Origin of the sequence: Arthrobacter sp. SAFR-023 (genome assembly GCF_051965295.1) — a bacterium.
Taxonomy (GTDB): Bacteria; Actinomycetota; Actinomycetes; order Actinomycetales; family Micrococcaceae; genus Arthrobacter.
On record NZ_JBQCMF010000007.1, the window covers coordinates 109,199 to 132,912 of the forward strand.

Here is a 23,714-nt window from a genome sequence, read left to right on the forward strand (position 1 = left end):
CATGCAGATTTACATGTGGTGGCTTGATCTTGACCTGAAAAGCAAGGAGTGGCTTCGCGAAAACCTGCGGGCCGGTGACGTTCCGCTGTTCGTGATGCAGGGGATCGCCGAGGCGGGAGGTCCGCACCCGGATACACCGCAGGCAGTCTTGACCGAAGCCGAGTGGGATTTCATCGAGACGCAGTCTGAATTTGTGGACTGAACGGTCCGCGGACGCGTGGCCGGTCAGGCCGCACGCACCACCGGCAACTCGTCCCAGTGCGTCGTGTAGCGTGGCGAACGCATTTCACGCTTCATGGTCCAATCCAGGCCGGTCCTCAAGCCTGCGAACCCGAGTCCGATGGTGCCCCTGCCGCACTTCCGGCTGACCTGCTCAACCAGCGGGCCGATCCCGCGTTCCTCGTGCGGGTTGGCGAAGGGCTCAAGTGGCTGTTGGTTGCCGGACGGCCGCAGGTCGGTGACCATGATCCCGGCACGGGCGTACTTGACGCCGTCCTGGATCGCGGGAAGCAGTGCATGGGCAGCCCTAGTGAGCAGTACCGGGTCTGAGGTGGGCATGGGCAGCGGAACGCATACCGAGGGAAACGACTTGTCCTCCGAATTGTAATGGGACGTGCCGGCGAACGCGGTGAGGACCTTGGCCTGGAGGTGGTGCCGGGCCAGCCGGGCACTCGCCTGTTGCGCGTAGACGCTCAGGACCTGGCGAAATTCAGGAGCTGACGCCAAGGGAGTGGAAAACGAGCGGGAGAAGATCAGCTGGTCCCGGCCCATTCGCTCCTCCTCCAGCGGTATGCAGGGCGTCCCGCGCAGTTCGAGCATTGTACGCATCAGCACCACTGAAAAGCGGTCGCGCACCATCACCGGATCGGCACGGCTCAGCTCGAGGATGGTGCAGATCCCAAGGGCGTTCAACCGCTTTTCGAGCCGGCCCGCCACACCCCACACCTCCGAGACCGGCAGCCGGGCCATGAGCAGTTCGCGTACCTCCGGCTCCATCGACTCCCAGCGGCACACCCCGCCGAGCGCGGGGTTGTTCTTTGCCCACCGGTTGGCCAGTTTGGCGAGCGTCTTGGTGGCGGCGATGCCGACGCACACGGGCACCCCGACGTTGCGCTGGACCGCGGCCTTGATGGTACGGCCGAGACCCACCACCTGCTCGGGGCTGCCCTTGATGCCCAGGAACGCCTCGTCGATGCTGTACACCTCAAGCCAGGCCGAGTAGCGTCCCAGCAGTTCCATGACGCGGGAGCTGATGTCGCCGTACAGTTCATAGTTGCTGGACCGGGCAATGAGGCCCCATTCCTTGGCCCGAGGGGCGAGCTTAAACCACGGATCGCCCGTGCTGATCCCCAGGGCCTTGGCCTCCGGACTGCGGGCCACGGCGCAGCCGTCGTTGTTGGAGAGCACGACGAGCGGCTTGCCTTCCAGGGAGGGGTCGAAGGCGCGCTCCGCGCTGGCGTAGAAGCAGTTCACGTCCACCAGCGCTATTTGCTGCCGCGAACTAGACATGGTGCAGGCACCTCGTGGCTACGCCCCAGATGGTGAGATCGGCCAGGGCGGGGACGTTGATGTCCGGATACAAAGGGTTGGCGGCCTGGAGCACCACGCCTGCCGCGGTGACCTTCAGGCGCTTGACGGTGAGCTCACCGTCCAGCACTGCGACGACCACGGACCCGTCGCGCGGTTCCAGCGCCCGGTTGACGATCAGTTCGTCCCCGTCGCTGATGCCGGCCTGTTCCATCGAGTCCCCGGATACCCGCACGATATAGGTGCTGGTGATGTCCTTGATCAGGTGCTCATTGAGGTCGATCCGCCCGTCAAAGTAGTCCTGGGCGGGGGACGGGAAGCCCGCCGCCACGGCCACGGGCGAAATCAGCACCAGCCGCAGGGAAAGTCCCGCCTCTGTCACGCGGGGTCCGATGATCACACCCACAACACACCTTTTTTCGAATATATGTTCGATAGTTCAGTGTAGTCCTCCCGACTGACAGAATGCAGCCAGGCCAGGCAGCGGTTGGATTCATCACACGTTCGCCGTGCCGTCTCCGTGACAGCGGGTCTGCGTCGCATACTGGTCTCATGGGGATGCAAGGCGCAGGAGGATCAGTGGTGGAAACCTTGAAGAGGGTGGCGCGGAACGAGTACTTTCCGGCGGCAGCCGTGCTGACGCTGGTGGTGCTCTTCTGGGTGGCGGGCCTTTTTGGTGGCCTGTCTCTGCTGAGCCGGAGCCAGCCTCCGATCGCCACGCTGACATGGCTGCTGTTTGTCTACGCCGCTGCCGTTCTGACGCCCCTGGCCGGAATCCTGGCAGCCGCCGACCTGCTCCGCCGGTGGTGGCGGAACCGCCGCGCCGGGAAAGCCAGCAGCGCCAAAGCCGGTGCAAGGACGGGGTCCTAGGTCCCGCCCGGGCAACGAACCCACGAAACCCGCGGGGGCTCAAACCATTGCAGCCCCTCCAGCGGAGTGGTTGCATGGGGAGCATGAATGCCTCAGAGAGTTTCGTCTTAGCTATCGGGACCAAAAAAGGCCTCTGGCTGGCCACCAGCCAGGACCGGAAGCAATGGTCCTATTCCGGCCCGCACTTCCTCATGAGCGAGATACCGAGCATCGGAATCGATACGCGGGACGGCCGCACACGCATCATGGTGGGGGTGCGGTCCGAGCACTGGGGCCCCTACGTTGCCCACTCGGATGACCTCGGTGCCAGCTGGACCGAGCCCGAGCAGGGTGCCATCAAGTTCCCCGAAGGCACCGACGCCGCCGTGGAACGCATCTGGCAGATCTACCCCGACGCCGAATCCCGTCCGGGGGTGGTCTGGGCCGGTGCGGAGCCGATTTCGGTGTGGAAATCGACCGACGGCGGCGAGCACTTCGAGCTGAACCGCGGACTGTGGGACCACCCGCACCGCAGCGAATGGGGTGCGGGATATGGCGGCGCAGCCGCGCACTCGATCGTGGTCAACTCCTCCGGGGACAACGTGCACGTCGCCATGAGCACGGGAGGCGTCTACCGCTCGCTCGACGGCGGGACGTCCTGGGAGCCGCGGAACAAAGGGATCTCCGCCTACTTCATGCCCGATCCCAACCCGGAATTCGGCCAGTGCGTGCACAAGATTGCCGCGGATGCCGCCGTCGACGGTCGCCTTTACGCGCAGAACCACCACGGCGTGTACCGCACCGACGACAATGCCGAGAACTGGGAATCGATAGCGGAGGGCCTGCCGGCCGATTTCGGGTTCGTCATGCTGACCCACCCCCGGCGTGCAGGCACGGCCTGGGTTGTTCCCCTGAAGGCCGACGGCGAACGCATCCCGCCGGACGGAAAGCTCGCCGTGCACCGTACCGACGACGCCGGCGCCACGTGGAAGCGCCTGGACTCCGGGCTGCCGCAGTCAGAATTCAACGCGGTGCTCAGGGACGCGGCCTCCGTGGACTCCGCCGAACCCGCCGGGGTGTACTTCGGAACGCGCGGCGGCGCGGTGTATGCCAGCGCGGACGAGGGCGAAACCTTTGCGGAGGTGGCGTCCCACCTGCCGGATGTGCTGTGCGTTCGCGCTGCCGTGGTGGCTGGAGCGCCCGTTGCAGCGGCGACCCCGGCGTGAGGATGTGCGGTGGCTGAGATCAGCGTGGTCCTTCCCGGCGTCCTCCAGCCGCTCGCCGGCGGGCAGTCCATACTGACTACACCCGCCGACGGGGCGGTGACTGTGGGTTGGTTGCTGGATTCCGTGACCGGGACCTACCCGGTGCTCGCCAGGCGGCTGCGGGACGAGACGGGTGCGCTCCGCCGTTACGTGAATATTTACGTGAACGGCGAGGAGGTCCGGCGTCTCCGCGGCCTGGAAACGGAAGTTTCTGCCGGCCAGGAAGTGTTGATTATCCAGTCCGTGGCTGGCGGTTAGCTCGCTCAGGCGACGCGCCACACGCTGCATTCGTCGGTATTGATGGCCTTGCGCATGCCCGAGTGATGGTCCATGATCCAGACGACGCCGATGCCCGGGGCTGTCTCCTGGACGCTGCCGCGGCGGACGATGACATCGTCATAGCTGGGGCCCACCGACAGGCGGGCCTCGATCTCGTCCCCGCGGTGCAGCTGGTCCAGGGCACGGACCCGGGTGATGTGGGGTTTGGCTTCCTTCAACATGGCCTGGCCTCCTGAGCTGGAGCTGGTGCCTGCAATTGCCGGCACAACCAAGTGTGGCGTGGCATTGTTGCGCACGCGTTTCCTGCCCGTTAGCGCCCGGTTAGTTTCCGGCGCCGGGGCGGTTTCCGCCACCCCATCCTGCATTCCGGACGGCATCCCGTGAGGCCTCCGAGCCAAGCCATTGACCGCCGATTCTTCTGGAACAAGACTTTCAGTGGGCCAGCAGCCCGCCACCGTCGACCAGGAGGAGGAGCCAGCGATGACCACGCAGGAACCCGAGGCAGAAACGGCCTACCGCGCCGGCAGGGAGTGGTTCAAGAGCGCGGTGGTCTACCAGATCTATCCGCGCAGCTTCGCTGACTCGGACGGCGACGGGATCGGCGACCTCCGCGGGATCATCGGCAAGCTGGACTACCTGCAAAAGCTGGGGGTCGACGTCGTCTGGCTTTCACCGGTGTACCGCTCGCCGCAGGATGACAACGGCTACGACATCAGCGACTACCGCGACATCGATCCCGTGTTCGGCGACCTGGAAACCCTCGACGAACTGCTGGACGGCCTGCACTCGCGTGACATGAAGCTGCTGATGGACCTGGTGGTGAACCACACCTCCGACGAGCACCCGTGGTTCGCGGAGTCCCGCTCCAGTAAGGACAACCCGAAGCGGAACTGGTACTGGTGGCGGCCGCCGCGCGAGGGCGCCGGGCCTGGTGAACCTGCTCCCGGAATGCCCGGTGCGGAGCCAAACAACTGGGGATCGGCCTTCTCGGGGCCGGCCTGGGAGTACGACACAAAGACGGGGGAGTACTACCTGCACCTGTTCTCCAGGAAGCAGCCGGATCTCAACTGGGAAAACCCGGAGGTGCGGGCGGCCGTGTACGACATGATGAACTGGTGGCTGGACCGCGGCGTGGACGGCTTCCGGATGGATGTCATCAACTTCATTTCCAAGGAGCAGTCGCTGCCGGACGGCCCGCAGGCCGAAGGGATGCTCTACGGCGACGGCGGCCCGCACTTCATCTGCGGACCGCGCATCCACGAGTTCCTCCAGGAGATGCACCAGGAGGTCTTCGCGGGGCGGGACAAGGACCTGCTCACCGTGGGCGAGATGCCGGGCGTCACCGTGGAGGACGCCGCCCTCTTCACCGATCCGGGCCGCGGGGAGGTGGACATGGTGTTCCAGTTCGAGCACGTGGCCCTCGACCAGGAGGGCGGCAATAAGTGGCGGCCCAAGAAGCTGCTGCTCACCGACCTGAAGAAGTCCCTGGGCCGCTGGCAGGAGGGGCTCGCGGAGCGCGGCTGGAACAGCCTCTACTGGGGTAACCACGACCAGGCCCGCGCCGTCTCCCGGTTCGGCGACGACGGCCAGTACCGCGAGCTGTCGGCGAAAATGCTGGCCGCGGTCCTGCACCTGCACCGCGGTACGCCGTACGTCTACCAGGGCGAAGAGCTGGGCATGACCAACATGGCATTCGGGGCCATCAGCGACTACCGCGACATCGAAGTCCTCAACCACCACCGCGAGGCCACCACGCACCTGGGCCACACCGACGCCGAGGTCTTCGCCGCCCTGGCACCGCTGAACCGGGACAACGCCCGGACACCCGTGCAGTGGGACGCCAGCCGGCATGGCGGCTTCACCACCGGGGCGCCCTGGATTGCCGTGAACCCCAACGCCAACACCATCAACGCCGCCGCCCAGGTTGACGATCCCGACTCGGTCTTCAACTTCTACCGCAAGGTCATAGCCCTCCGGCACTCGGATCCCGTAATCGCCTACGGGGATTTCAGCATGCTGCTGCCCGACGACGAACACGTCTACGCGTTCACGCGGTCCCTTCCGGAGGCGGAACTTTTGGTGCTGGCCAACTTTTCGGGGACCGGCCGGACAGCCGAGGTTGACGACGGCGGCTGGTTTGGCGGCCTAGGAACGGCTGAGCTGGTGCTGGGCAACTATCCGCCGGACGCCGGCGAGGCGCCGGCGGCAGGACCGCAGCAGTTGGAGCTGCGCCCGTGGGAGGTGAAAGTGTTCCGCCGGGACCGTTAGGCCCGAAGGGCCCGGCTCACGGCCCCTCAGGGCGCCAGGCGGTCGCCGGGCCGGTGAACCCGGAACCAGCGGTAGCCGTACCGCCCCAGCTCAACGGTGAACCCGCCGTCGGCCTCCAACGGTACGTTCCCGCCGTCGAACAGATCCAGCAGGATGGCGTCCCTGAAAGCCCGCGGCGGACTGTCCCGGGATCCGACGTTCGCGGCGACCTTGACCGGCGCCTCGCCGAAGTTGTGCAGCAACACCACCGTTGCCTCTGCCGAGCTGCAGCGGTGCGCAAGGACGGCCGGCTCCGGCTGCTCGAGGACGGCGAACTCGCCCCAGCCCAGTTCCGGTGATTCGCGGTACCGCTGGATGAGCGTGGCCATGAAGTTCCACAGCGATTCGGGGTCACGTTTGGCGCTGGCCGCGTTCACCCTTTCCGGGCCGTACTCACCGCGGGCCAGAGGGACCACCAGCTCGGACACCTTCGCGCTGGAGAAGCCGCCGTTCTTCTCGCCGTTCCACTGCATGGGCGTGCGGACGGCGGCGCGGCCCTTCTGCCGCAGGTCCTCACCCATGCCGATTTCCTCGCCGTAGAAGAGGACCGGCGTGCCCGGCAGGGCGAACATCAGGGAGTAGGCCATCCGGATCCGGTCGGCGTCGCCGTCCAGCATCGGCGGCAGCCTGCGCCGCAGCCCGCGGCCGTAGAGCTGCATGTTCTTGTCCGGTCCGAAGGCGGCGAAGACCTCCTCCCGCTCGCCGTCGCTGAGCTTGTCCAGGGTGAGCTCATCATGGTTGCGCACGAACATCGCCCAGTGGTTGTCCGGATGCAGCCGCGGGCGCGTCTTCAGCGTCTCGGCCAGCGGGCGCGCGTCCTGCCTGGCGAGCGACAGGTAGATGTGCTGCATGGACATGAAGTCGAACTGCATGTTCAGCTCGTTGCCCTCAGCGCCGCCGAAATACTCCAGCTGGTCCTTGTACGGCAGGTTCACCTCGCCCAGCAGCACCGCCCCGCCGTTGCGCCGGTTGACGAAGCTGCGCAGGGCCCTGAGGTAGTCATGCGGGTCGATGGTGGCCGCCTCGTCCTTGGGCGCCCCGCGGGTCTCCAGGAAAAACGGCACTGCATCCAGCCGGAACCCGTCCAGTCCCAGCTCCAGCCAGAGGCCCATGGCCTTGGCGATCTCGTTGCGGACCTTGGGGTTGGTCACGTTGAGGTCCGGCTGGTGCTCCATGAACATGTGCAGGTACCACTCACCGGTGGCGTCGTCCTGGGTCCAGATGGAGGTCTGTTCGCCCGGGAAAACCACCTCGGAGGACGTGTCCGGCGGCGGATCGCTCCGCCAGACGTAGTAGTCCCGGTACGGGTTGTCCACGGATTTGCGGCCCTCCACGAACCAGGGGTGCTGGTTGGAGGTGTGGTTGACCACGAAGTCCGCGATCACCCGGATGCCGCGGTCCTTCGCGGTGCGGATGAACTCCACAAAGTCGCCCAGAGTGCCCAGCCGGCGGTCGACGTCGAAGAAGTCCGTGACGTCGTAGCCGTCGTCCCGGTCCGGTGACGGATAGAAGGGCATGAGCCAGATGCAGTTCACGCCCAGTGCCGCCAGGTAGTCCACGCGCTGGGTCAGGCCGCTGAAATCACCGGTGCCGTCGCCGTCGTGGTCAAAGAAGGTCTCCACGTCCAGGCAGTAGACGACGGCGGTCTTCCACCACAGATCCGATGTCTCCGCGATGTTCATGCCACCGGCACCTTGCGCAGCTGCGGCAGGACGCTGCCCGCGAAGGCATCGATGAACGGCGCCTGGTCCTGCCCCACGAAGTGGAGGTACAGCTCGTCGAAGCCGAGGTCCAGGTACTCGCTTAGCCACTCCACGTGGCGGTCCAGGCTCGCGGAGATGTTCACCGATTTTCGGACCTGGGCCTCCCCGACGTCGGTGCTGACGCCGTCGAAGTGCGCCGCAGTCGGCAGGTCCCAGGGGATGGGCGGGGCGAAGACGTTCGAACGCCACTGGTCGAGGGCTGTGGCGACGGCGTCCTCCTCCCGGGGAGCCCAGGACAGGTGGATCTGGAGCACGGCCTTCCCCTGGCCGCCCTCGGACCGGTAGGCCGCCAGCATTTCCGCGAGTTTTTCGGCCGGCTGGTTCACCGTCACCAGGCCGTCCGCCCAGCCGGCGGCCCGGCGAGCCGTCTCCACGCTGATGGCCGGGGCGATCAGCGGCGGCGGGGGATTCGGCACGTCCCAGATCCGCGCCTGCTCCACGGTGACCAGGCCGTGGTGGGTGACTTCCTCGCCGGCGTGCAGCCGGCGGATGACGTCCACGCACTCCTCCAGCCGTTGCTGGCGGGTCTCCTTGAGCGGCCAGGGGTCGCCGGTGACGTGCTCGTTCATGTTCTCGCCGCTGCCCGGGGCCATCCAGAACCGGCCGGGGAACATGGATGCCAGCGTGGCCGAGGCGTGGGCGATGATGGCCGGGTGGTACCGCTGTCCCGGCGCGGTGACCACGCCGAAGCGCAGGCTGGTGCTGGCCAGGGCAGCGCCGAGCCAGGACCACGCGAAGCCCGAGTGCCCCTGCCGCGCAGACCAGGGTTCGATGTGGTCCGAGCACATGGCGGCGTCGAAGCCCGCCTCCTCGGCGAGCCGGACGTCCTTCAGGAGCTGGCCGGGGCTGATCTGTTCATGCGATGCGTGGAAACCGATAGCTGCCATCCTTAATGTCTACCGGCGAGGCGGTGGTCGTGTCGAGGGTGGCGGCCAGTCGTGGTGGGCGCGGCGGCGCTGGTGCGGCCAGGGGTGGCGCCCGGACGGGTGCCGGGCAAGAATGGGGCCTATGCAGCTGCCGGTCATGCCCCCCGTCGCCCCCATGCTGGCCAAATCGGTCGGCGCCATCCCCGAAGGCCGCCTGAGCTACGAGCCGAAGTGGGACGGATTCCGCTCCATCATTTTCCGCGACGGCGACGACGTGGAGATCGGCAGCCGCAACGAGAAACCGATGACGCGCTACTTTCCCGAACTCGTGGAGGCGCTGAAGGCCAACCTGCCGCCCAAATGCGTGCTCGACGGCGAGATCGTCCTGGTGGGCTCCTCCGGGGACCGGCTGGACTTCGACGCCCTGCAGCAGCGGATCCATCCCGCGGCCAGCAGGGTCAAGATGCTCTCCGAGCAGACGCCGGCGAGATTCGTGGCCTTCGATTTGCTGGCCCTCGGCGACGAGGACTTCAGCGGACGTCCCTTCGCGGAGCGGCGCGCGGCCCTGGAGCAGGCCTTCGCCTCGGCCAGCGCCCCGGTCCACCTGACCGCCGCCACGCAGGATCCGGAGCTGGCCGGAAAGTGGTTCCACCAGTTCGAGGGCGCCGGCCTGGACGGGATCATTGCCAAGCCGCTGGACGGTCCGTACCAGCCGGACAAGCGCGTGATGTTCAAGATCAAGCACGAACGGACTGCCGACTGCGTCCTGGCCGGCTACCGCGTGCACAAGAGCGGCCCCGACGCGATTGGCTCGTTGCTGCTGGGCCTGTACAAACCCGGCGGTGAACTCGCCAGCGTCGGCGTTGTTGGCGCTTTTCCGATGAAGCGGCGCAAGGAGCTATTCGAGGAGCTCCAGCCCCTGGTCACCAGCTTCGACGAGCACCCGTGGGCCTGGGCCAAGCAGGAGGACGGCACCCGGACGCCCCGCAACGCGGAGGGCAGCCGGTGGAGCGCGGGCAAGGACCTGTCCTTCACGCCGCTGCGGCCGGAGCGGGTGCTGGAAGTGAAATACGATCACATGGAAGGGGAGCGGTTCCGCCACACGGCGCAGTTCGTGCGCTGGCGGCCGGACCGGGACCCGGAGTCCTGCACTTATGAACAGCTCGAGGAGCCGGTGAAGTTCGACCTCGCCGAGGTGCTGGCCACCTGAGGTTCCTGTCGCCCCGCAACTGGCGGGCCGCCGTCGTGACCTTCTTTAAAGCTAAATCGCCCCAAAACGCAGCGACCCGCCGGCCGTGACCCGGTTTGGGGAGCAAACGGGGTCACGACGGCGGGAACGCACCTTGGCCCGGGGGCTGGGCTACTTGAGCCCGAGCTCCTTGGTGGGGACCTTGAAGGTCTCCTTCGCCGTCAGGGCCGAGACGGCGGCGACGCCGCAGATGACCGCGGTGAAGATGCTGATCTGCACCCAGCCCCCGGGCTTGATGCCGCCCATGGCCGCGACAATGGCCGGGGCGAAGCCGGCCATCAGGAAGCCGAGCTGCGTGCCGATGGCCAGGCCGGAGAAGCGCACCTTGGTGCTGAACATCTCGGCGTAGAAAGACGGCCAGACGGCGTTGGCGGCCGCGTAGCCACAGGAGAAGAAGGCGATGGCGGCCAGGAACATCAGCGGCACGTTGCCGGATTCGAGGCTCAGCAGGAACAGCGGGGCAAGGGCCGCGCTCGACAGGGCGCCGTAGATGTAGACCGGCTTCCGGCCGATCCGGTCCGCCAGCCTGCCGAAGAGCGGCTGGGTGCCCAGGGCCACGAGGTTGGCGCCCACCACGAGCCAGAGAGTGGTGGTGCCGTCCACGCCGGCAACGGTCTTCGCGTAGCTGATGGCGAGGGTGCCGAACACGGTGGAGACGGCAGAGATGAAGGCGCAGCAGATGACGCGGAGGACGTCGCGCCAGTGGGTCTTGAGCAGGTCCGCGACGGGCAGCTTGGCGATCTGGGCCGACTTCTGGGCGGCTTCGAAGGCCGGCGGCTCGTGCAGGGTGCGGCGGATGAAGAACGCGACCATCACAACCACGGCGCTGAGCCAGAAGGGGATCCGCCAGCCGATGCCGTACTTGATCTCGTCAGGCAGGGCCAGGACCGGAATGAAGACAAGCGCCGCCAGGATCTGGCCGCCCTGGGTGCCGGTCAGGGTCCACGAGGTGAAGAAGGAGCGCTGGTTGTCCGGAGCGTGCTCCAGGGTCATGGAGGATGCGCCGGCCTGTTCACCGGCAGCCGAGAGGCCCTGGCAGAGGCGGGCCAGCACCAGCAGCGCCGGCGCCCACCAGCCCACGGTGTTGAAGTCCGGCAGGCAGCCGATCAGGAAGGTGGAGGCACCCATGAGGACCAGGGTGAACATCAGGACCTTGCGCCGGCCCACCCGGTCGCCAAAGTGGCCCAGGATGACGGCGCCGACGGGCCGCGCGATGTACGCAAAGCCGAACGTCGCAAAGGACATGATGGCGGCATTGGCGTCCGCGTTCGGGAAGAACACGTGCGGGAAGATCAGCGCGGCTGCGGAGCCGAAGATAAAGAAGTCGTAGTACTCGACGGCGCTGCCGAGGAAGCTGGCAAGGGCTGCCTTCTTCGGTGTCCCGGCCGGGGCAGCAGTGCCCGCCGTAGTGGACTGGGTGGTCTGGCTCATGGTGTTCCTTCAGGGGGACGACGTTGTCGCGGGACAGATCAGGGGTCGCGGCCGCAGTCCTGGTTGGGAGAGGGGCGGCTGGAGGTCCTTGGAAAGACCCGGACACAGTAGCCACATGGTGGGAGCTACTTGTGCGATACAGCAATGATGGCTGTGAGGGCAGTCACCTGTCAAGAAACTTGCTCACGATCTAGAAATAGCTCTCACATTGTGGCAACATCGAGCTATGAGTGTGAAGGAAGCCACAGGTGGAGACGCCTCCTCAGGGACCCCCGCCGCGGCAGGCGCCCCCGTAGAAACAAAGTCAGCGAAGGGGGAGTCCCGCACCGACATGGTGGGCAAGGCGCTGGGACTGCTGGTCCTGCTGGGGGACGAGCCCCGCGGCGCCAGTGCGGCCGAGATCTCCCGGCGCGCGGACCTTCCCTTCAGTACCACCTACCGGCTCCTCGGCTCGCTCACTCGCGACGGTTTTGTGGACTACGAGCCGGACGGCCGGCGCTACCATCTGGGCTTGCGCATCTTCCAGCTTGGCCAGCGGGTCTCCAACCACCACGGCTTTGCCGGCACGGCGCTGCCCATCCTGCGCCGGGTCACCGAGGAGACGGGGGAGGCCACCATCCTGTCCGTCCGGGACGGCATGCACCACCTCACCGTAAACAAGGTGGACGGCCCCCAGACCTTCCGCGTCACCAGCGACCCCGGCTTTCTCGGCGCGCTCCACACCACCTCCGTCGGCAAGGCGCTCGTCGCCTTCGCTGAGGACGAGGACCGCGAACGGCTGCTCGAGGAACTCCCGCTGGAGCCGCTGACGGCCCTGTCCATTACCGACCGGGATGCCTTCCGCGCCGAGATCGAGAAGGTCCGGCGGCAGGGGTACGCGGTCATGGATGAGGAGAACGAGCTGGGCATGCGGGCCGTGGCGGTGCCCGTCTTCAACTCCCAGGGCGCCGCGTTTGCGTCCCTGGCCACTGCTGTTCCGGTGTTCCGGCTCAGCATGGAGGCGCTGGTGGCGCTGGTTCCGCTGCTGCAGGCCGCCGCCGTCGAGCTTTCTGCCCGGCTGCCGCAGCGCTAAGACGCGCCAGAAACAGATGCCCGGGTCCCGCTTGTTCGCATGTAGAACAAGAGTGCATCATATGAACTTCTGCTGTATTGTTATCCGTATCACCCGGCCAGCACGGGGCGCAGCAGGCGCCCGAGCCGGCCGAGTGCCGTTGTCAAAGGAGCCGCACGCATGAGCAATCGAACCGAGTCCTATCTGATAGGACTTGTCGGGGACGGCGTGATGCCGTCGCTCTCGCCCCATATGCACGAGCGTGAAGGTGACGTCCAGGGCGTCCGCTACCTCTACCGGCCCATCGACCTGCATGAGCTTGACCTGGCGGCCACCGCCGTTGGCGATCTGCTGCAAAGTGCGTACCGGATGGGCTTCAACGGGCTGAACATCACCCACCCGTGCAAGCAGCTGGTCCTCGACCACCTCGACGAGATCGCCCCTGACGCCGAACGCCTGGGCGCCGTCAACACCGTGGTGGTCCAGGACGGACGGTTCATCGGCCACAACACAGACTTCTCCGGCTTTGCCGCCGCCCTTGCTTCCGGACTTCCGGACGCCAAGCTGGACCGCGTGGTGCAGCTGGGAGCGGGCGGCGCCGGATCAGCCGTCGCCTACGCCCTGCTCACCGCCGGCGTGCAGACGCTGGAGCTCGTGGACATGGATGCGGCGCGCTGCGCCGAACGTGCCGCCGAACTGGCTGGCTTCTTCCCGGACCGCACCGTCACCGCGCGCACGACGGCGAAGCTGCCGCAGCTGATGCCCGCCGCCGACGGTCTGGTGCACTGCACCCCCGTGGGCATGGCCGCCCACCCCGGCACCCCGCTGGACATGGCGCTCGTCGAATCCCGGCACTGGGTGGCGGACATCGTCTACCGCCCGATCGAAACCGAACTGGTCCGCGAGTCGCGGGCCAAGGGCTGCCAGGTGCTCGACGGCGGACGCATGGCCGTGGGCCAGGCCGCCGACGCATTCCGCATCTTCACTGGGCTCGAGCCCGACGCCGAACGCATGCGCGCACACTTCCTGGAGCTCATCGCCGCGGAAGAGGTGGCCGTCTGATGCGCACCGGAATCGCCACCGTCTGCCTCTCCGGCACGCTGAAGGAAAAGATGCAGGCCTGCGCCATCGCGGGCTTCGACGGCATCGAAATCTTCGAGCAGGACCTCGTCACCTCGTCCCTGAGCCCCGAGGACGTCCGCAAGATGGCTGCCGACCTGGGCCTCACGCTGGATCTCTACCAGCCGTTCCGCGACTTCGACAGCGTGACCGAGGACCTGCTGGCAGCCAACCTCCGCCGGGCCGAGGCCAAGTTCCGGCTCATGTCCCGGCTGGGCATGGATACGATCCTGGTCTGCGCCAACGTCGCCACCGCCACGATCGACGACGACGACCTCCGGGCCGCGCAGCTCGCTGCCCTGGCGGACCGCGCGGGTGAGCACGGCGTCAAGGTTGCCTACGAGGCCCTCGCCTGGGGCAAGTATGTCAACGACTACGAGCACGCCCACCGCCTCGTGGAGATGGTGGACCACCCGAACCTCGGCACCTGCCTGGACTCCTTCCACATCCTGTCCCGCGACTGGGACACCGCGCCCATCGAGAACATCAACGCGGAGAAGATCTTCTTCGTGCAGGTGGCCGACGCGCCCAAGCTCTCCATGGACGTGCTGTCCTGGAGCCGGCACTACCGCGTCTTCCCGGGCGAGGGCCAGTTCGAGCTCGCCAAGTTCATGGGCCACGTGGTCCGTGCCGGCTACACCGGGCCGGTGTCGCTGGAGGTCTTCAACGACGTCTTCCGCCAGTCCGACGTCGAACGCACCGCCGTCGACGCGATGCGTTCGCTGATCTGGCTGGAGGAGCAGAGCGCCAAGTGGCTGGACACTGCGGCCAACGGCGGAGGCGCCCCTGGTACTGTCGCTGGTGGTCCCACGGCCTCTGCCCGCCGCCGTTATCCCATGGAACTGGCCACGCTCCCGCAGGTGGCGGAGCCGGCCGGCTTCAACTTCGCCGAAGTCAAGGCGGCGGACACCGGGGTGCTGGAAAAGGTCCTCGGCCAGCTCGGCTTCGAGTTCAACGGCCGCCACCGCACCAAGGATGTCCAGCTCTGGACCATGGGGCACGCCCGCGTGATCATCAACGAACAGGCCCCCGCAGCGGCTGAACCCGCCATCGCCGCCCTCGGCTTTGACGTCGACTCCCCGGTGATCGCCTCCGCCCGCGCCCAGCAGCTCAAGGCTCCCGTCGTTCCCCGGAAGAGCCAGGCCAACGAGGAAGTGTTCCAGGGCTTCGCCGCCCCCGACTCCACCGAGATCTTCCTGTGCCAGGGCAACCCGGACGGTACGGCCGCCTGGACTGCTGAATTTGGGCAGGGGTTGGAAGTTCCGTCCGGTGCCCGGACCGCGGTGATCGACCACGTGAACCTGGCCCAGCCGTGGCAGCACTTCGACGAGGCTGTCCTCTTCTATACGAGTGCCCTGGCGCTGGAGCCGCAGCCGTACGCCGAGGTCGCCAGCCCCAGCGGTCTGGTCCGGTCGCAGGTCATGCAGACTTCGGACCGGGACGTGCGCCTGGTGCTGAACCTGGCCCCGGTGATCCAGCAGGACGGCGCAGACACGGGGGCGGCCTCGCGGAAGACCTACCAGGAGCACATCGCCTTCGCAGTGGATGACCTGGTGGCAACGGCCCGCGCCGCCCGCGACCGGGGACTGGCCTTCCTGCAGATCCCGGAGAACTATTACGAGGACCTGGACGCCCGCTTCGACCTCGAGCCCGGTTTCCTGGACACGCTCCGGGACCTCAACCTGCTGTATGACCGCGACGCCGACGGCGAGTTTCTGCACTTCTACACCGCCACGGTGGGCAGCGTGTTCTTCGAGATGGTGGAACGCCGCGGCAACTATGACGGCTACGGGGCCCCCAACGCGCCGGTGCGCCACGCCGTCCAGTACGACCACCTGCACCAACTGACCAAGTAACCAACCACTGATTCCAACCACAGATTGAAAGGAGGCTGCTGTGCCTGAAGACGTGAATCTCGCAACGTACAACGCCGACGCGCTGACCGAGGACCTGTCGGACGCAGTACCCGCAACCCCGGCCGCTCCGGCAGACGTCCCCGCTGAAGCGCCGCGCGTGGAAACCCAGCAGGATCTCACCGCGGAGATCAAGGCCATCGGCGATGCCTACGCCCGCGCGCTGAAGGACGGTGCGGCGCCGGAAACCCAGCCGCGCCTGGACTTCGCGCCGTACCGCAGCAGCCTCCTGCGCCACCCCACCAAGAGCCTGCACCACACGGACCCGGAAACCATCGAGCTGTACTCCCCGGCGTTCGGCCACCAGGACGTCCACGCCCTGGAGTCGGACCTGACCATCCAGCACAACGGCGAACCGCAGGGCGAACGCATCATCGTCGCCGGCCGCGTGCTCGACGGCGACGGCAGGCCGGTCGCCGGGCAGCTCGTGGAGATTTGGCAGGCCAACTCCTCCGGCCGTTACATCCACAAGCGCGACCAGCACCCCGCACCGCTGGACCCCAACTTCACCGGCGTGGGCCGCTGCATTACCGGCCCGGACGGCTCCTACCGCTTCACCACCATCAAGCCCGGCGCCTACCCGTGGAAGAACCACCTCAACGCCTGGCGGCCCGCGCACATCCACTTCTCGCTGTTCGGCCAGGAGTTCACGCAGCGGATCGTCACCCAGATGTACTTCCCGGGCGACCAGCTCTTCCCGCTGGACCCGATCTACCAGTCGATCGTGGACCAGGATGCCCGCGACCGCCTCGTGGCCACCTACGACCACGACCTCACCGAGCCGGAATGGGCGCTGGGCTACAACTGGGACATCATCCTGACGGGCTCCAAGCGGACCTGGACCGAGAATGAGGCGCTGGGCGCGGAAGGCGACGACCATGAGTAACTCCACCAAGCTTGTTCCCACCCCGGGCCAGACCGTGGGCCCGTTCTACGGCTACGCCCTGCCCTACGACAAGGACCGCGAGCTGCTGGCGCCCGGATCCCCGGGCTCCATCCGCCTCCAGGGCACCGTCTACGACGGCGCCGGCCACACTGTTCCGGACGCCATCCTCGAAATCTGGCAGCCGGATTCGGAGGGCAACATTGTGCACAAAACCGGTTCGCTGGTCCGGGACGGCTACACCTTCACCGGCTTCGGCCGCAGCGCCGTGGGCAACACCGGCGTCTACACCTTCACCACAGTGAACCCGGGCCCCACCGAACCCGGTGCGGCAGCCTTCATCTCCGTCGCGGTCTTTGCCCGTGGACTGATGAACCGCCTCTTCACCCGCGTTTACCTGCCGGAGAACGAGGACGCGCTGGCCAAGGACCCGCTACTGTCCGCCCTGGATCCCGAGTGCCGCAAGACCCTGATCGCACGCCGCGACGCCGACGGCGGGCTCACCTGGGACATCCGCCTGCAGGGTGAGGGCGAAACCGTCTTCCTCGACTTCGAAGGAACCGGAACCAGGGGCGCTGCAAAGTGACCGGGTTCCAGGCAGCGGGAGGCGGCGGGCTTCACGGTGACTATGGGCTGCTCAGCCCCGTGTTGGCGTCGCCCCTGGTGGCGGCACTGACCGGTGACCGGGCCGTGCTCGGGGCGATTCTGGCCGTCGAGGCCGGCTGGGCCGCGGTGCTGGAGCAGCACGACCTTGCTCCCAACGGCTCTGCTGCGGTGGTGGCCCACGCTGCCGACGCCTCCCGGTACGATCTCGGCGATATTTCCCGCCGCGCTCAGGGCGGGGGAAACCCGGTGATCCCGCTGCTGGCCGATCTCCGGGCACAGGTAAAGGCGCTGGACACGGCCAACGTGGGCGCTGCGAAAGCCGTCCACACCTCGCTGACCAGCCAGGACGTGCTTGACACCGCCCTCATGCTGGTGGCCCGCAACACCGTTGCGACACTGCTGGCCGACGTGAAAGGCACGACGACGGCGCTCGCCCGCATGGCGGAACAGCATGCGGACACGCTGTGCGTCGGCAGGAGCCTGACCCAGCATTCTCTGCCGTTCACCTTCGGGCTTCGGGCGGCGCAATGGTTCCACGGGCTGGCGGCCGCGGCACGCGGGCTAGAGGCGCTGGAACTGCCGGTGCAGTTCGGCGGGGCGGCGGGAACGCTCGCGGCCGGGACCGTACTGACGTCCGGCTCCGCCACGGATCCCTTTGCACTGTCCGACGCGCTGGCCGCACAGCTTGGCCTCGCCGCCGCACCGGCACCATGGCACACCAACCGGCTGGCCGTGACGTCGCTCGGCGGCGCCGTCGCCTCCGTGGTGGACGCGCTTGGCAAGATTGCCGCGGATGTCCTGTTCCTGAGCCGTCCCGAGGTGGCCGAAGTGGCCGAACCGCGCGCCCCGGGCCGTGGAGTTTCCTCGGCGATGCCGCAGAAGCAAAACCCCGTACTGGCCGTGCTGGTCCGCAGCGCCGCCCTCCAGGCCCCCGGCCTGGCTGCGCAAGTGCACCTTGCCGCGGCAACCTGCAACGACGAACGCCCCGACGGAGCATGGCACACCGAATGGCCGGCCCTGCGCCAGCTGCTCGCGCTGGCCCTCGGCGCCGCCGGCCACATCCGGGAACTCGCCGAGGGGCTGCAGGTCTTCCCCGACGGCATGCGGCGGAACCTGGACCTGTCCGGTCCGCTGCTCCTCAGCGAGGGCGTCTCCGCCGTGGTGGCACCGCTTCTTGCTGTTAACGGAACCAACGGATCCGGTGACGGGAAGCAGCAGCTGCAGTCCGTCGTCGACAAGACGCTGCAGGCACCGCCGGCCGAACAGGCCGCAACCTACCGCCGGCTGCTGCGCGAGGCCGTCCCCGCGGACACGCTTTCCGACGCGCAGCTGGAGGAGCTGCTCGACCCTGCCAGCTACCTCGGACAGGCTGCCGAGATCTCGCGGCGGATCCTGGCCGCCTTCCCGGATTTTGCGCTTGGTTAAACCGAACCAGCCTCAACTGAACCAGACGGAAACGGAGATTCCCGTGGCTAAACCAGCAGTCAAGGCAGTGCTGCTTTCCCCCCAGCGCACGCTGGGGGACAAACCGCTCCTGATCGTCGGGCCGTCGCTCGGCACCTCCTCGGTGCTGTGGGCGCAGGTCGGCTCGCTCCTGGGCAAGGATCTCGACGTCGTCGCCTGGGACCTGCCCGGCCACGGTGTCTCCGCCGCCGCCGCCGAAACCTTCAGCGTCCCGGACCTGGCGGACGCCGTCGTCGAACTTGTCGACTCGATCGCCCCCGGCGAGAAGTTCCACTACGCCGGCGTTTCCCTGGGCGGGGCCACCGGCCTGCAGCTGGGCATCAAGCACGGTGACCGGCTGAAGAGCCTCTCCGTGCAGTGCTCGGGCGCCAAGCTCGGCACCCCCGAGGGCTGGCTGGAACGTGCCGAAACCGTCCGCACCCAGGGCACCCCCGTGATGATCCAGGGCTCGGCCGAACGCTGGTTCGCACCCGGGTTCATGGACCGCGAACCCGAACTCAGCAGCCGGCTCCTGCATGCCCTGCGCGACGCCGACCGCTTCAGCTACGCCTTCTGCTGCGAGGCCCTTGCCGGCTTCGATGTGCGCGACCAGCTCGGCAGCATCACCGTACCCACGCAGGTGGTGGCGGGTGCGCTGGATGGCGTGGCCCCGCCGTCGCTCGCCGAAGAGGTGGCCGCCGGAATCACCGCCGGTGGAGGCACCGCCTCCGCAGCCACGCTGGAAGGTGTGGCGCACCAGGCACCCGCCGAGGCGCCGGCCCACGTGGCCGAGCTGATGCGGAGCCTCATTTCCTGGGCCGAAGCCCGCGGAGCTGCCAAGTGAGCGGCGACGAAGTTACCGGCACCCGGCGCCACGGTGTGGTCCAGCCGGACGCCACCAGCCAGGAGATTTACGACGGCGGGATGGTGGTTCGGCGCGAAGTGCTCGGCGACGCGCACGTCGACCGGGCGAACGCCAAGAAGGATGCCTTCACCGAGGACTTCCAGGACATGATCACCCGCATCGCGTGGGGCGGCATCTGGACCCGTCCGGGTCTGCCGCGCCAGATGCGCTCCGCCGTCACCATCACCGCGATGGTGGCGCACGGGCACTGGGAAGAACTCGCCATGCACATCCGTGCGGCCATCACGAACGGGCTGAGCAGGGACGAGATCAAGGAAATCCTGCTGCAGACCGCCATCTACTGCGGAGTTCCCTCCGCCAACACCGCCTTCAAGACAGCCCAGCAGGTCTTCCATGCAATGGACAACACAGCAATGGACAACACAGCAATGGATAACGCCGCAACGGACAGCACAGCCATGGACAGCGCCGGGCTCGACAACATCCCCACCCCACCCAACTAGGTAGCAGCAGATGGCGTTCTGAGCCCTCAGAACGCCCTGAAGTGCTACCCAGTTGGGCCCAGAACAGACAACTCGAGGAATTCATGAATCAGGCATTTGTATACGACGCCGTACGCACGCCGTTCGGTAAGTTCGGCTCCGGCCTTGCCGGGGTCCGTCCCGATGACCTTGCCGCGCATGTGATCGGTGAATCAGTTCGCCGCGCGCCCGGTTTGGACGTGGAGCGCATTGACGAGGTGGTCTTCGGCAACGCCAACGGCGCGGGCGAGGAGAACCGCAACATCGCCCGGATGGGCACGCTCCTTGCCGGGTTGCCGGTCTCGATCCCGGGCACCACGGTCAACCGTCTGTGCGGGTCGTCGCTGGACGCGGCGATTATCGCGTCCCGGCAGATCAACGCCGGCGATGCCGACCTGGTGCTGGTGGGCGGGGCGGAGTCGATGTCGCGGGCGCCGTGGGTGCTGCCGAAGACGGAGAAGCCCTACCCGGCCGGGGACATGACGCTGGCGTCCACCACGCTGGGCTGGCGCCTGGTGAACAAGGCGATGCCCAAGGAGTGGACCATCTCCCTGGGTGAGGCCACCGAGCGCCTGCGCGAGAAGTACGGGGTGACCCGGCAGCAGCAGGATGAGTTCGCCGCCGCTTCGCACAACCTGTCCGCCGCTGCCTGGGACGAAGGCTTCTACGACAACCTCGTGGCACCGGTTCCCGGCACGGACCTGGTCCGCGATGAGGGCATCCGGCCCGGCTCCACGGCCGAGAAGCTGGCCGGGCTGAAGACGGTGTTCCGTTCCGAGCCGGAGGGCGCCGAAGTAGGCGGCACGGTGACCGCCGGCAACGCGTCACCTCTGTCCGATGGCGCGTCCGCGGCGTGGATCGGGTCGGAGAACGCCGCCGGGCTGCTCGGACTGGAGCCGCTGGCCCGGATCGCGGGCCGGGGCGCGCACGGCAATGATCCCCAGTTCTTCGGCTTCGCTCCGGTGGAGGCCGCGAACAAGGCCCTCGCGAAGGCGGGCATCGGCTGGGACCAGGTGGGCGCCGTCGAACTTAACGAGGCGTTCGCCGCGCAGTCCCTGGCGTGCATCAACGCCTGGGGCATCGACCCGGGCATCGTCAACCGCCACGGCGGCGCGATCGCAATGGGCCACCCGCTGGGCGCCTCAGGTACCCGGATCCTGGGCACCCTCGCCCGCAGCCTGCAGGCCTCCGGGGAACGCTGGGGTGTGGCGGCGATCTGCATCGGCGTCGGGCAGGGCCTGGCCGTGGTGCTCGAAAACGTGACTGCTACTAATGGGAAGGCATAGGCGATGCTGAATTTCGTTGACACGGTCGGCGAGGCCGTCGCGGCCGTCAGGGACGGCTCCACCGTGATGATCGGCGGGTTCGGCAACGCCGGGCAGCCGTTCGAACTGATCGACGCGCTGCTGGAGTCCGGCGCCACGGACCTGACCGTGGTGAACAACAACGCCGGCCAGGGCGACCAGGGGCTGGCCCTGCTCATCAAGGAGGGCCGGGTCCGCAAGATGATCTGTTCCTTCCCGCGGCAGTCCGACTCGTGGCACTTCGACGCCAAATACAAGGCCGGGCAGATTGAGCTGGAACTGGTGCCGCAGGGCAACCTGGCCGAACGCATCCGCGCCGCCGGGGCCGGGATCGGCGGGTTCTTCACGCCAACCGGGTACGGCACCATGCTGGCCGAGGGCAAGGAAACCCGCATCATCGACGGCCGCGGCCAGGTGTTCGAGACGCCCATCCACGCCGATGTCGCGCTGATCAAGGCGCTGAAGGCCGACGGTGTGGGAAACCTCATCTACCGCAAGACGGCCCGGAACTTCGGCCCGATCATGGCCGCGGCAGCCAAGCACACCATCGTGCAGGTTTCCGAGATCGTCCCCACCGGTGCGCTGGACCCGGAGAACATCGTGACCCCCGGCATCTACGTCAACAGCATCGTCCGTATTGATTCCAGCGGTGCTGCCGCCGCCGGCACCGCAGAACAGGTGGCCTGAGATGAGCCTTGTAGAAACGTCCATCCAGACGTCCGAAACGCCGCTGGGCCGCGACGACCTCGCCCGCATGGTGGCCCGCGACATCAAGCCCGGTTCCTTCGTGAACCTCGGGATCGGCCAGCCCACCCTGGTGTCGAACTACCTCAAGCCAGAGCAGAACATCACGCTCCACACCGAGAACGGCATGCTCGGCATGGGCCCGGTCGCCACCGGCGACCAGATCGACGGTGACCTCATCAACGCCGGCAAGATCCCCGTCACCGAGCTCCCGGGCGCGTCCTACTTCCACCACGCCGACTCGTTCGCGATCATGCGCGGCGGGCACCTGGACATCTGCGTCCTCGGCGCGTTCCAGGTCTCCGCGACCGGTGACCTCGCCAACTGGCACACCGGCGCCCCGGATGCCATCCCCGCCGTCGGGGGCGCGATGGACCTGGCCACCGGAGCCAAGGACGTTTTCGTGATGATGACCCTCCTGACCCGCGAAGGCGCCTCCAAGATCGTGGAAGCCTGCAGCTACCCGCTCACCGGCGTGGGCTGCGTGACCCGCGTCTACACCGACAAGGCCGTCTTCCTCACCGGACCCGACGGCGTCCGCGTCCGCGAAACCTTCGGCTGCACCCTCGAGGAGCTCCAGGCCCTGGTCCCCGTTCCGCTCACGGCAGCCCCCGCCGTCGAGCACTAAGGCTTTCCCCGCGTCCCAGCGCGAACCGGCAGCAAATGACCGCAAACCCGGATTTTGAGGGCATCAGCTGCCAGTTCGCGCGTGTGGGGGCGGGGCCGGAAGTGTCCGTTCGCGCCGATTAGGATTGGTAACCATGACCGACGCAGCAGCAGGGACCACGCCTCGTGCGGGCCGAGCGCCGAAGGACGGCGCGACGCCGGCGGCGAGCGACCAGTATGTGCAGTCGCTCGCGCGGGGCCTCGCGGTGATCCGCGCGTTCGACACCGAGCATGCCGACATGACGCTCACCGAGGTGGCTGCCCGCACGGATCTCACGCGCGCCACGGCCCGGCGTTTCCTGCACACGCTGGTGGAGCTCGGCTACGTCCGGACCGACGGCAAGACTTTCGCGCTTACGGCCCAGGTGCTGCAGCTCGGCTACGCCTACCTTTCAGGCCTCTCCCTGCCGCAGCTGGCCCAGCCGCACCTGGAGGAGCTGTCGCTGAAGCTGGGGGAGTCGACGTCGGCGGCGGTGCTGGACGGGACCGACATCGCCTACATCGCCAGGGTCACCACCCGCAGGATCATGACCATCGGCATCACCGTAGGCACCAGGTTCCCCGCCTATGCGACGTCGATGGGCAGGGTGCTTCTCGCCGGGCTCCCGCCGGAGCAGCTTAAGGAATACCTGGCGGCGGCGGAGATCAAGCCGCTCACCCCACGCGCGGTTGGCACGGTGAAGGACCTTTTGGCCGTCCTCGACAAGGTCCGGGCTCAGGGCTGGTGCCTGCTGGACCAGGAGCTGGAGCTGGGGCTGATGTCCGTGGCCGCTCCGGTTTATCACGGTCCGAAGGTGGTGGCCGCCGTCAACGTCTCGCTGCAGGCACAGTCCGTGGCCGCCAAGCTGGACCGTGAGGCCTACCTGGAGTCCGTGCGGAAGGAAATCGTGGCCACGGCGGAGAGAATTTCGTCGGACTTCTCCAGCGGGCGGTAAGGGACGCCGTTGGCCGCCGCCCTCCCGCCACGCGCCCTTGAGCCATAGACTCAAGCCAACTACGTGCAGCAGTGCCGCTCCGTGGGTCCGGTCCTCGGGCCAGAAATGAGCAGAAGCCGCTGCACCGT

Annotated in this window: 24 protein-coding genes; 18 read left to right on the plus strand and 6 right to left on the minus strand. The window is 67.5% G+C overall.

Annotated elements, in window-relative coordinates; translation table 11 throughout:
* The first annotated feature begins 1 nt into the window (after window position 1).
* On the plus strand, window positions 2-202 hold the full coding sequence (locus ACTHQX_RS09530) for a hypothetical protein (RefSeq protein ID WP_102972543.1): 201 nt from the start codon (window positions 2-4) through the stop codon (window positions 200-202).
* A gap of 23 nt (window positions 203-225) precedes the next feature.
* On the opposite strand, the gene ACTHQX_RS09535 is transcribed toward ACTHQX_RS09530, so the two are convergent.
* Together ACTHQX_RS09535 and ACTHQX_RS09540 are read right to left on the minus strand one after the other, a co-directional pair.
* Entirely contained in the window at window positions 226-1,509 is a 1,284-nt protein-coding gene (locus tag ACTHQX_RS09535; protein WP_440157119.1) for a Y-family DNA polymerase, read from the minus strand.
* A complete protein-coding gene (locus ACTHQX_RS09540; protein ID WP_440157121.1) occupies window positions 1,502-1,933 on the minus strand; it encodes a LexA family protein in 432 nt (143 codons plus the stop codon). The genes ACTHQX_RS09535 and ACTHQX_RS09540 overlap by 8 nt, the downstream gene beginning before the upstream one ends.
* 176 nt (window positions 1,934-2,109) lie before the next feature.
* Between ACTHQX_RS09540 and ACTHQX_RS09545 the strand changes: the two genes are divergently transcribed.
* The 3 genes from ACTHQX_RS09545 (at window position 2,110) to ACTHQX_RS09555 (ending at window position 3,899) form a co-directional block, all read left to right on the plus strand.
* On the plus strand, window positions 2,110-2,397 hold the full coding sequence (locus tag ACTHQX_RS09545) for a hypothetical protein (RefSeq protein ID WP_440157123.1): 288 nt from the start codon (window positions 2,110-2,112) through the stop codon (window positions 2,395-2,397).
* A gap of 74 nt (window positions 2,398-2,471) precedes the next feature.
* Window positions 2,472-3,602 (plus strand): WD40/YVTN/BNR-like repeat-containing protein, encoded by a 1,131-nt coding sequence (locus ACTHQX_RS09550; RefSeq protein WP_236805886.1) that lies wholly within the window; start codon window positions 2,472-2,474, stop codon window positions 3,600-3,602.
* 9 nt (window positions 3,603-3,611) lie between these two features.
* Window positions 3,612-3,899 (plus strand): MoaD/ThiS family protein, encoded by a 288-nt coding sequence (locus tag ACTHQX_RS09555; RefSeq protein WP_214851966.1) that lies wholly within the window; start codon window positions 3,612-3,614, stop codon window positions 3,897-3,899.
* 5 nt (window positions 3,900-3,904) lie between these two features.
* Here the strand turns inward: ACTHQX_RS09555 and ACTHQX_RS09560 are convergent, their stop codons facing one another.
* Window positions 3,905-4,141 (minus strand): hypothetical protein, encoded by a 237-nt coding sequence (locus tag ACTHQX_RS09560; RefSeq protein ID WP_102972536.1) that lies wholly within the window; start codon window positions 4,139-4,141, stop codon window positions 3,905-3,907.
* A gap of 259 nt (window positions 4,142-4,400) precedes the next feature.
* Between ACTHQX_RS09560 and ACTHQX_RS09565 the strand changes: the two genes are divergently transcribed.
* Entirely contained in the window at window positions 4,401-6,188 is a 1,788-nt protein-coding gene (locus tag ACTHQX_RS09565) for a glycoside hydrolase family 13 protein (protein WP_440157126.1), read from the plus strand.
* A gap of 26 nt (window positions 6,189-6,214) precedes the next feature.
* On the opposite strand, the gene ACTHQX_RS09570 is transcribed toward ACTHQX_RS09565, so the two are convergent.
* Window positions 6,215-7,909 carry an alpha-amylase family protein gene (locus ACTHQX_RS09570; protein WP_440157128.1) on the minus strand — a complete coding sequence of 565 codons (1,695 nt, stop codon included), beginning with the start codon at window positions 7,907-7,909 and terminating at the stop codon, window positions 6,215-6,217.
* A complete protein-coding gene (locus tag ACTHQX_RS09575) occupies window positions 7,906-8,877 on the minus strand; it encodes a TIGR03885 family FMN-dependent LLM class oxidoreductase (RefSeq protein ID WP_440157130.1) in 972 nt (323 codons plus the stop codon). Before ACTHQX_RS09575 ends, ACTHQX_RS09570 begins: the two co-directional genes overlap by 4 nt.
* Before the next feature lie 121 nt (window positions 8,878-8,998).
* Between ACTHQX_RS09575 and ACTHQX_RS09580 the strand changes: the two genes are divergently transcribed.
* Entirely contained in the window at window positions 8,999-10,066 is a 1,068-nt protein-coding gene (locus tag ACTHQX_RS09580) for an ATP-dependent DNA ligase (protein WP_440157132.1), read from the plus strand.
* A 150-nt stretch (window positions 10,067-10,216) separates the two neighbouring features.
* Here the strand turns inward: ACTHQX_RS09580 and ACTHQX_RS09585 are convergent, their stop codons facing one another.
* A complete protein-coding gene (locus tag ACTHQX_RS09585; protein ID WP_236805881.1) occupies window positions 10,217-11,536 on the minus strand; it encodes an MFS transporter in 1,320 nt (439 codons plus the stop codon).
* Between the two features lie 226 nt (window positions 11,537-11,762).
* Between ACTHQX_RS09585 and ACTHQX_RS09590 the strand changes: the two genes are divergently transcribed.
* From ACTHQX_RS09590 to ACTHQX_RS09645, 12 genes are all read left to right on the plus strand, one after another.
* Entirely contained in the window at window positions 11,763-12,608 is an 846-nt protein-coding gene (locus ACTHQX_RS09590) for an IclR family transcriptional regulator (protein WP_440157134.1), read from the plus strand.
* A 159-nt stretch (window positions 12,609-12,767) separates the two neighbouring features.
* On the plus strand, window positions 12,768-13,649 hold the full coding sequence (locus ACTHQX_RS09595; RefSeq protein ID WP_440157136.1) for a shikimate dehydrogenase: 882 nt from the start codon (window positions 12,768-12,770) through the stop codon (window positions 13,647-13,649).
* Window positions 13,649-15,562 (plus strand): bifunctional sugar phosphate isomerase/epimerase/4-hydroxyphenylpyruvate dioxygenase family protein, encoded by a 1,914-nt coding sequence (locus ACTHQX_RS09600; protein WP_440157138.1) that lies wholly within the window; start codon window positions 13,649-13,651, stop codon window positions 15,560-15,562. The genes ACTHQX_RS09595 and ACTHQX_RS09600 overlap by 1 nt, the downstream gene beginning before the upstream one ends.
* Window positions 15,563-15,602: 40 nt before the next feature.
* Window positions 15,603-16,505 (plus strand): protocatechuate 3,4-dioxygenase subunit beta, encoded by a 903-nt coding sequence (pcaH, locus tag ACTHQX_RS09605; protein WP_236805878.1) that lies wholly within the window; start codon window positions 15,603-15,605, stop codon window positions 16,503-16,505.
* On the plus strand, window positions 16,498-17,088 hold the full coding sequence (gene pcaG / locus ACTHQX_RS09610; RefSeq protein WP_440157140.1) for a protocatechuate 3,4-dioxygenase subunit alpha: 591 nt from the start codon (window positions 16,498-16,500) through the stop codon (window positions 17,086-17,088). The genes pcaH and pcaG overlap by 8 nt, the downstream gene beginning before the upstream one ends.
* Complete coding sequence (locus ACTHQX_RS09615) at window positions 17,085-18,533, plus strand: lyase family protein (RefSeq protein ID WP_440157142.1); 1,449 nt, start codon at window positions 17,085-17,087, stop codon at window positions 18,531-18,533. Before pcaG ends, ACTHQX_RS09615 begins: the two co-directional genes overlap by 4 nt.
* 43 nt (window positions 18,534-18,576) lie before the next feature.
* Complete coding sequence (locus ACTHQX_RS09620; protein WP_440157144.1) at window positions 18,577-19,395, plus strand: alpha/beta fold hydrolase; 819 nt, start codon at window positions 18,577-18,579, stop codon at window positions 19,393-19,395.
* Entirely contained in the window at window positions 19,392-19,919 is a 528-nt protein-coding gene (gene pcaC, locus ACTHQX_RS09625; RefSeq protein ID WP_440157146.1) for a 4-carboxymuconolactone decarboxylase, read from the plus strand. The genes ACTHQX_RS09620 and pcaC overlap by 4 nt, the downstream gene beginning before the upstream one ends.
* Window positions 19,920-20,002: 83 nt before the next feature.
* Entirely contained in the window at window positions 20,003-21,223 is a 1,221-nt protein-coding gene (locus ACTHQX_RS09630) for a thiolase family protein (RefSeq protein WP_440157148.1), read from the plus strand.
* Between the two features lie 3 nt (window positions 21,224-21,226).
* Entirely contained in the window at window positions 21,227-21,928 is a 702-nt protein-coding gene (locus ACTHQX_RS09635) for a 3-oxoacid CoA-transferase subunit A (protein WP_440157150.1), read from the plus strand.
* A gap of 1 nt (window position 21,929) precedes the next feature.
* A complete protein-coding gene (locus ACTHQX_RS09640) occupies window positions 21,930-22,613 on the plus strand; it encodes a 3-oxoacid CoA-transferase subunit B (RefSeq protein WP_440157152.1) in 684 nt (227 codons plus the stop codon).
* 133 nt (window positions 22,614-22,746) lie between these two features.
* On the plus strand, window positions 22,747-23,586 hold the full coding sequence (locus ACTHQX_RS09645; RefSeq protein WP_440157154.1) for an IclR family transcriptional regulator domain-containing protein: 840 nt from the start codon (window positions 22,747-22,749) through the stop codon (window positions 23,584-23,586).
* Window positions 23,587-23,714 lie beyond the last annotated feature (128 nt).

Bases quoted from the DNA above. Each gene is read 5' to 3' on its own strand.
- ACTHQX_RS09530 (WP_102972543.1), top strand. From the start codon at position 2: ATGCAGATTTACATGTGGTGGCTTGATCTTGACCTGAAAAGCAAGGAG.
- ACTHQX_RS09535 (WP_440157119.1), bottom strand. From the start codon at position 1,509: ATGTCTAGTTCGCGGCAGCAAATAGCGCTGGTGGACGTGAACTGCTTC.
- ACTHQX_RS09550 (WP_236805886.1), top strand. From the start codon at position 2,472: ATGGGGAGCATGAATGCCTCAGAGAGTTTCGTCTTAGCTATCGGGACC.
- ACTHQX_RS09560 (WP_102972536.1), bottom strand. From the start codon at position 4,141: ATGTTGAAGGAAGCCAAACCCCACATCACCCGGGTCCGTGCCCTGGAC.
- ACTHQX_RS09565 (WP_440157126.1), top strand. From the start codon at position 4,401: ATGACCACGCAGGAACCCGAGGCAGAAACGGCCTACCGCGCCGGCAGG.
- ACTHQX_RS09570 (WP_440157128.1), bottom strand. From the start codon at position 7,909: ATGAACATCGCGGAGACATCGGATCTGTGGTGGAAGACCGCCGTCGTC.
- ACTHQX_RS09575 (WP_440157130.1), bottom strand. From the start codon at position 8,877: ATGGCAGCTATCGGTTTCCACGCATCGCATGAACAGATCAGCCCCGGC.
- ACTHQX_RS09580 (WP_440157132.1), top strand. From the start codon at position 8,999: ATGCAGCTGCCGGTCATGCCCCCCGTCGCCCCCATGCTGGCCAAATCG.
- ACTHQX_RS09585 (WP_236805881.1), bottom strand. From the start codon at position 11,536: ATGAGCCAGACCACCCAGTCCACTACGGCGGGCACTGCTGCCCCGGCC.
- ACTHQX_RS09590 (WP_440157134.1), top strand. From the start codon at position 11,763: ATGAGTGTGAAGGAAGCCACAGGTGGAGACGCCTCCTCAGGGACCCCC.
- ACTHQX_RS09595 (WP_440157136.1), top strand. From the start codon at position 12,768: ATGAGCAATCGAACCGAGTCCTATCTGATAGGACTTGTCGGGGACGGC.
- ACTHQX_RS09600 (WP_440157138.1), top strand. From the start codon at position 13,649: ATGCGCACCGGAATCGCCACCGTCTGCCTCTCCGGCACGCTGAAGGAA.
- pcaG (WP_440157140.1), top strand. From the start codon at position 16,498: ATGAGTAACTCCACCAAGCTTGTTCCCACCCCGGGCCAGACCGTGGGC.
- ACTHQX_RS09630 (WP_440157148.1), top strand. From the start codon at position 20,003: ATGAATCAGGCATTTGTATACGACGCCGTACGCACGCCGTTCGGTAAG.
- ACTHQX_RS09635 (WP_440157150.1), top strand. From the start codon at position 21,227: ATGCTGAATTTCGTTGACACGGTCGGCGAGGCCGTCGCGGCCGTCAGG.
- ACTHQX_RS09640 (WP_440157152.1), top strand. From the start codon at position 21,930: ATGAGCCTTGTAGAAACGTCCATCCAGACGTCCGAAACGCCGCTGGGC.
- ACTHQX_RS09645 (WP_440157154.1), top strand. From the start codon at position 22,747: ATGACCGACGCAGCAGCAGGGACCACGCCTCGTGCGGGCCGAGCGCCG.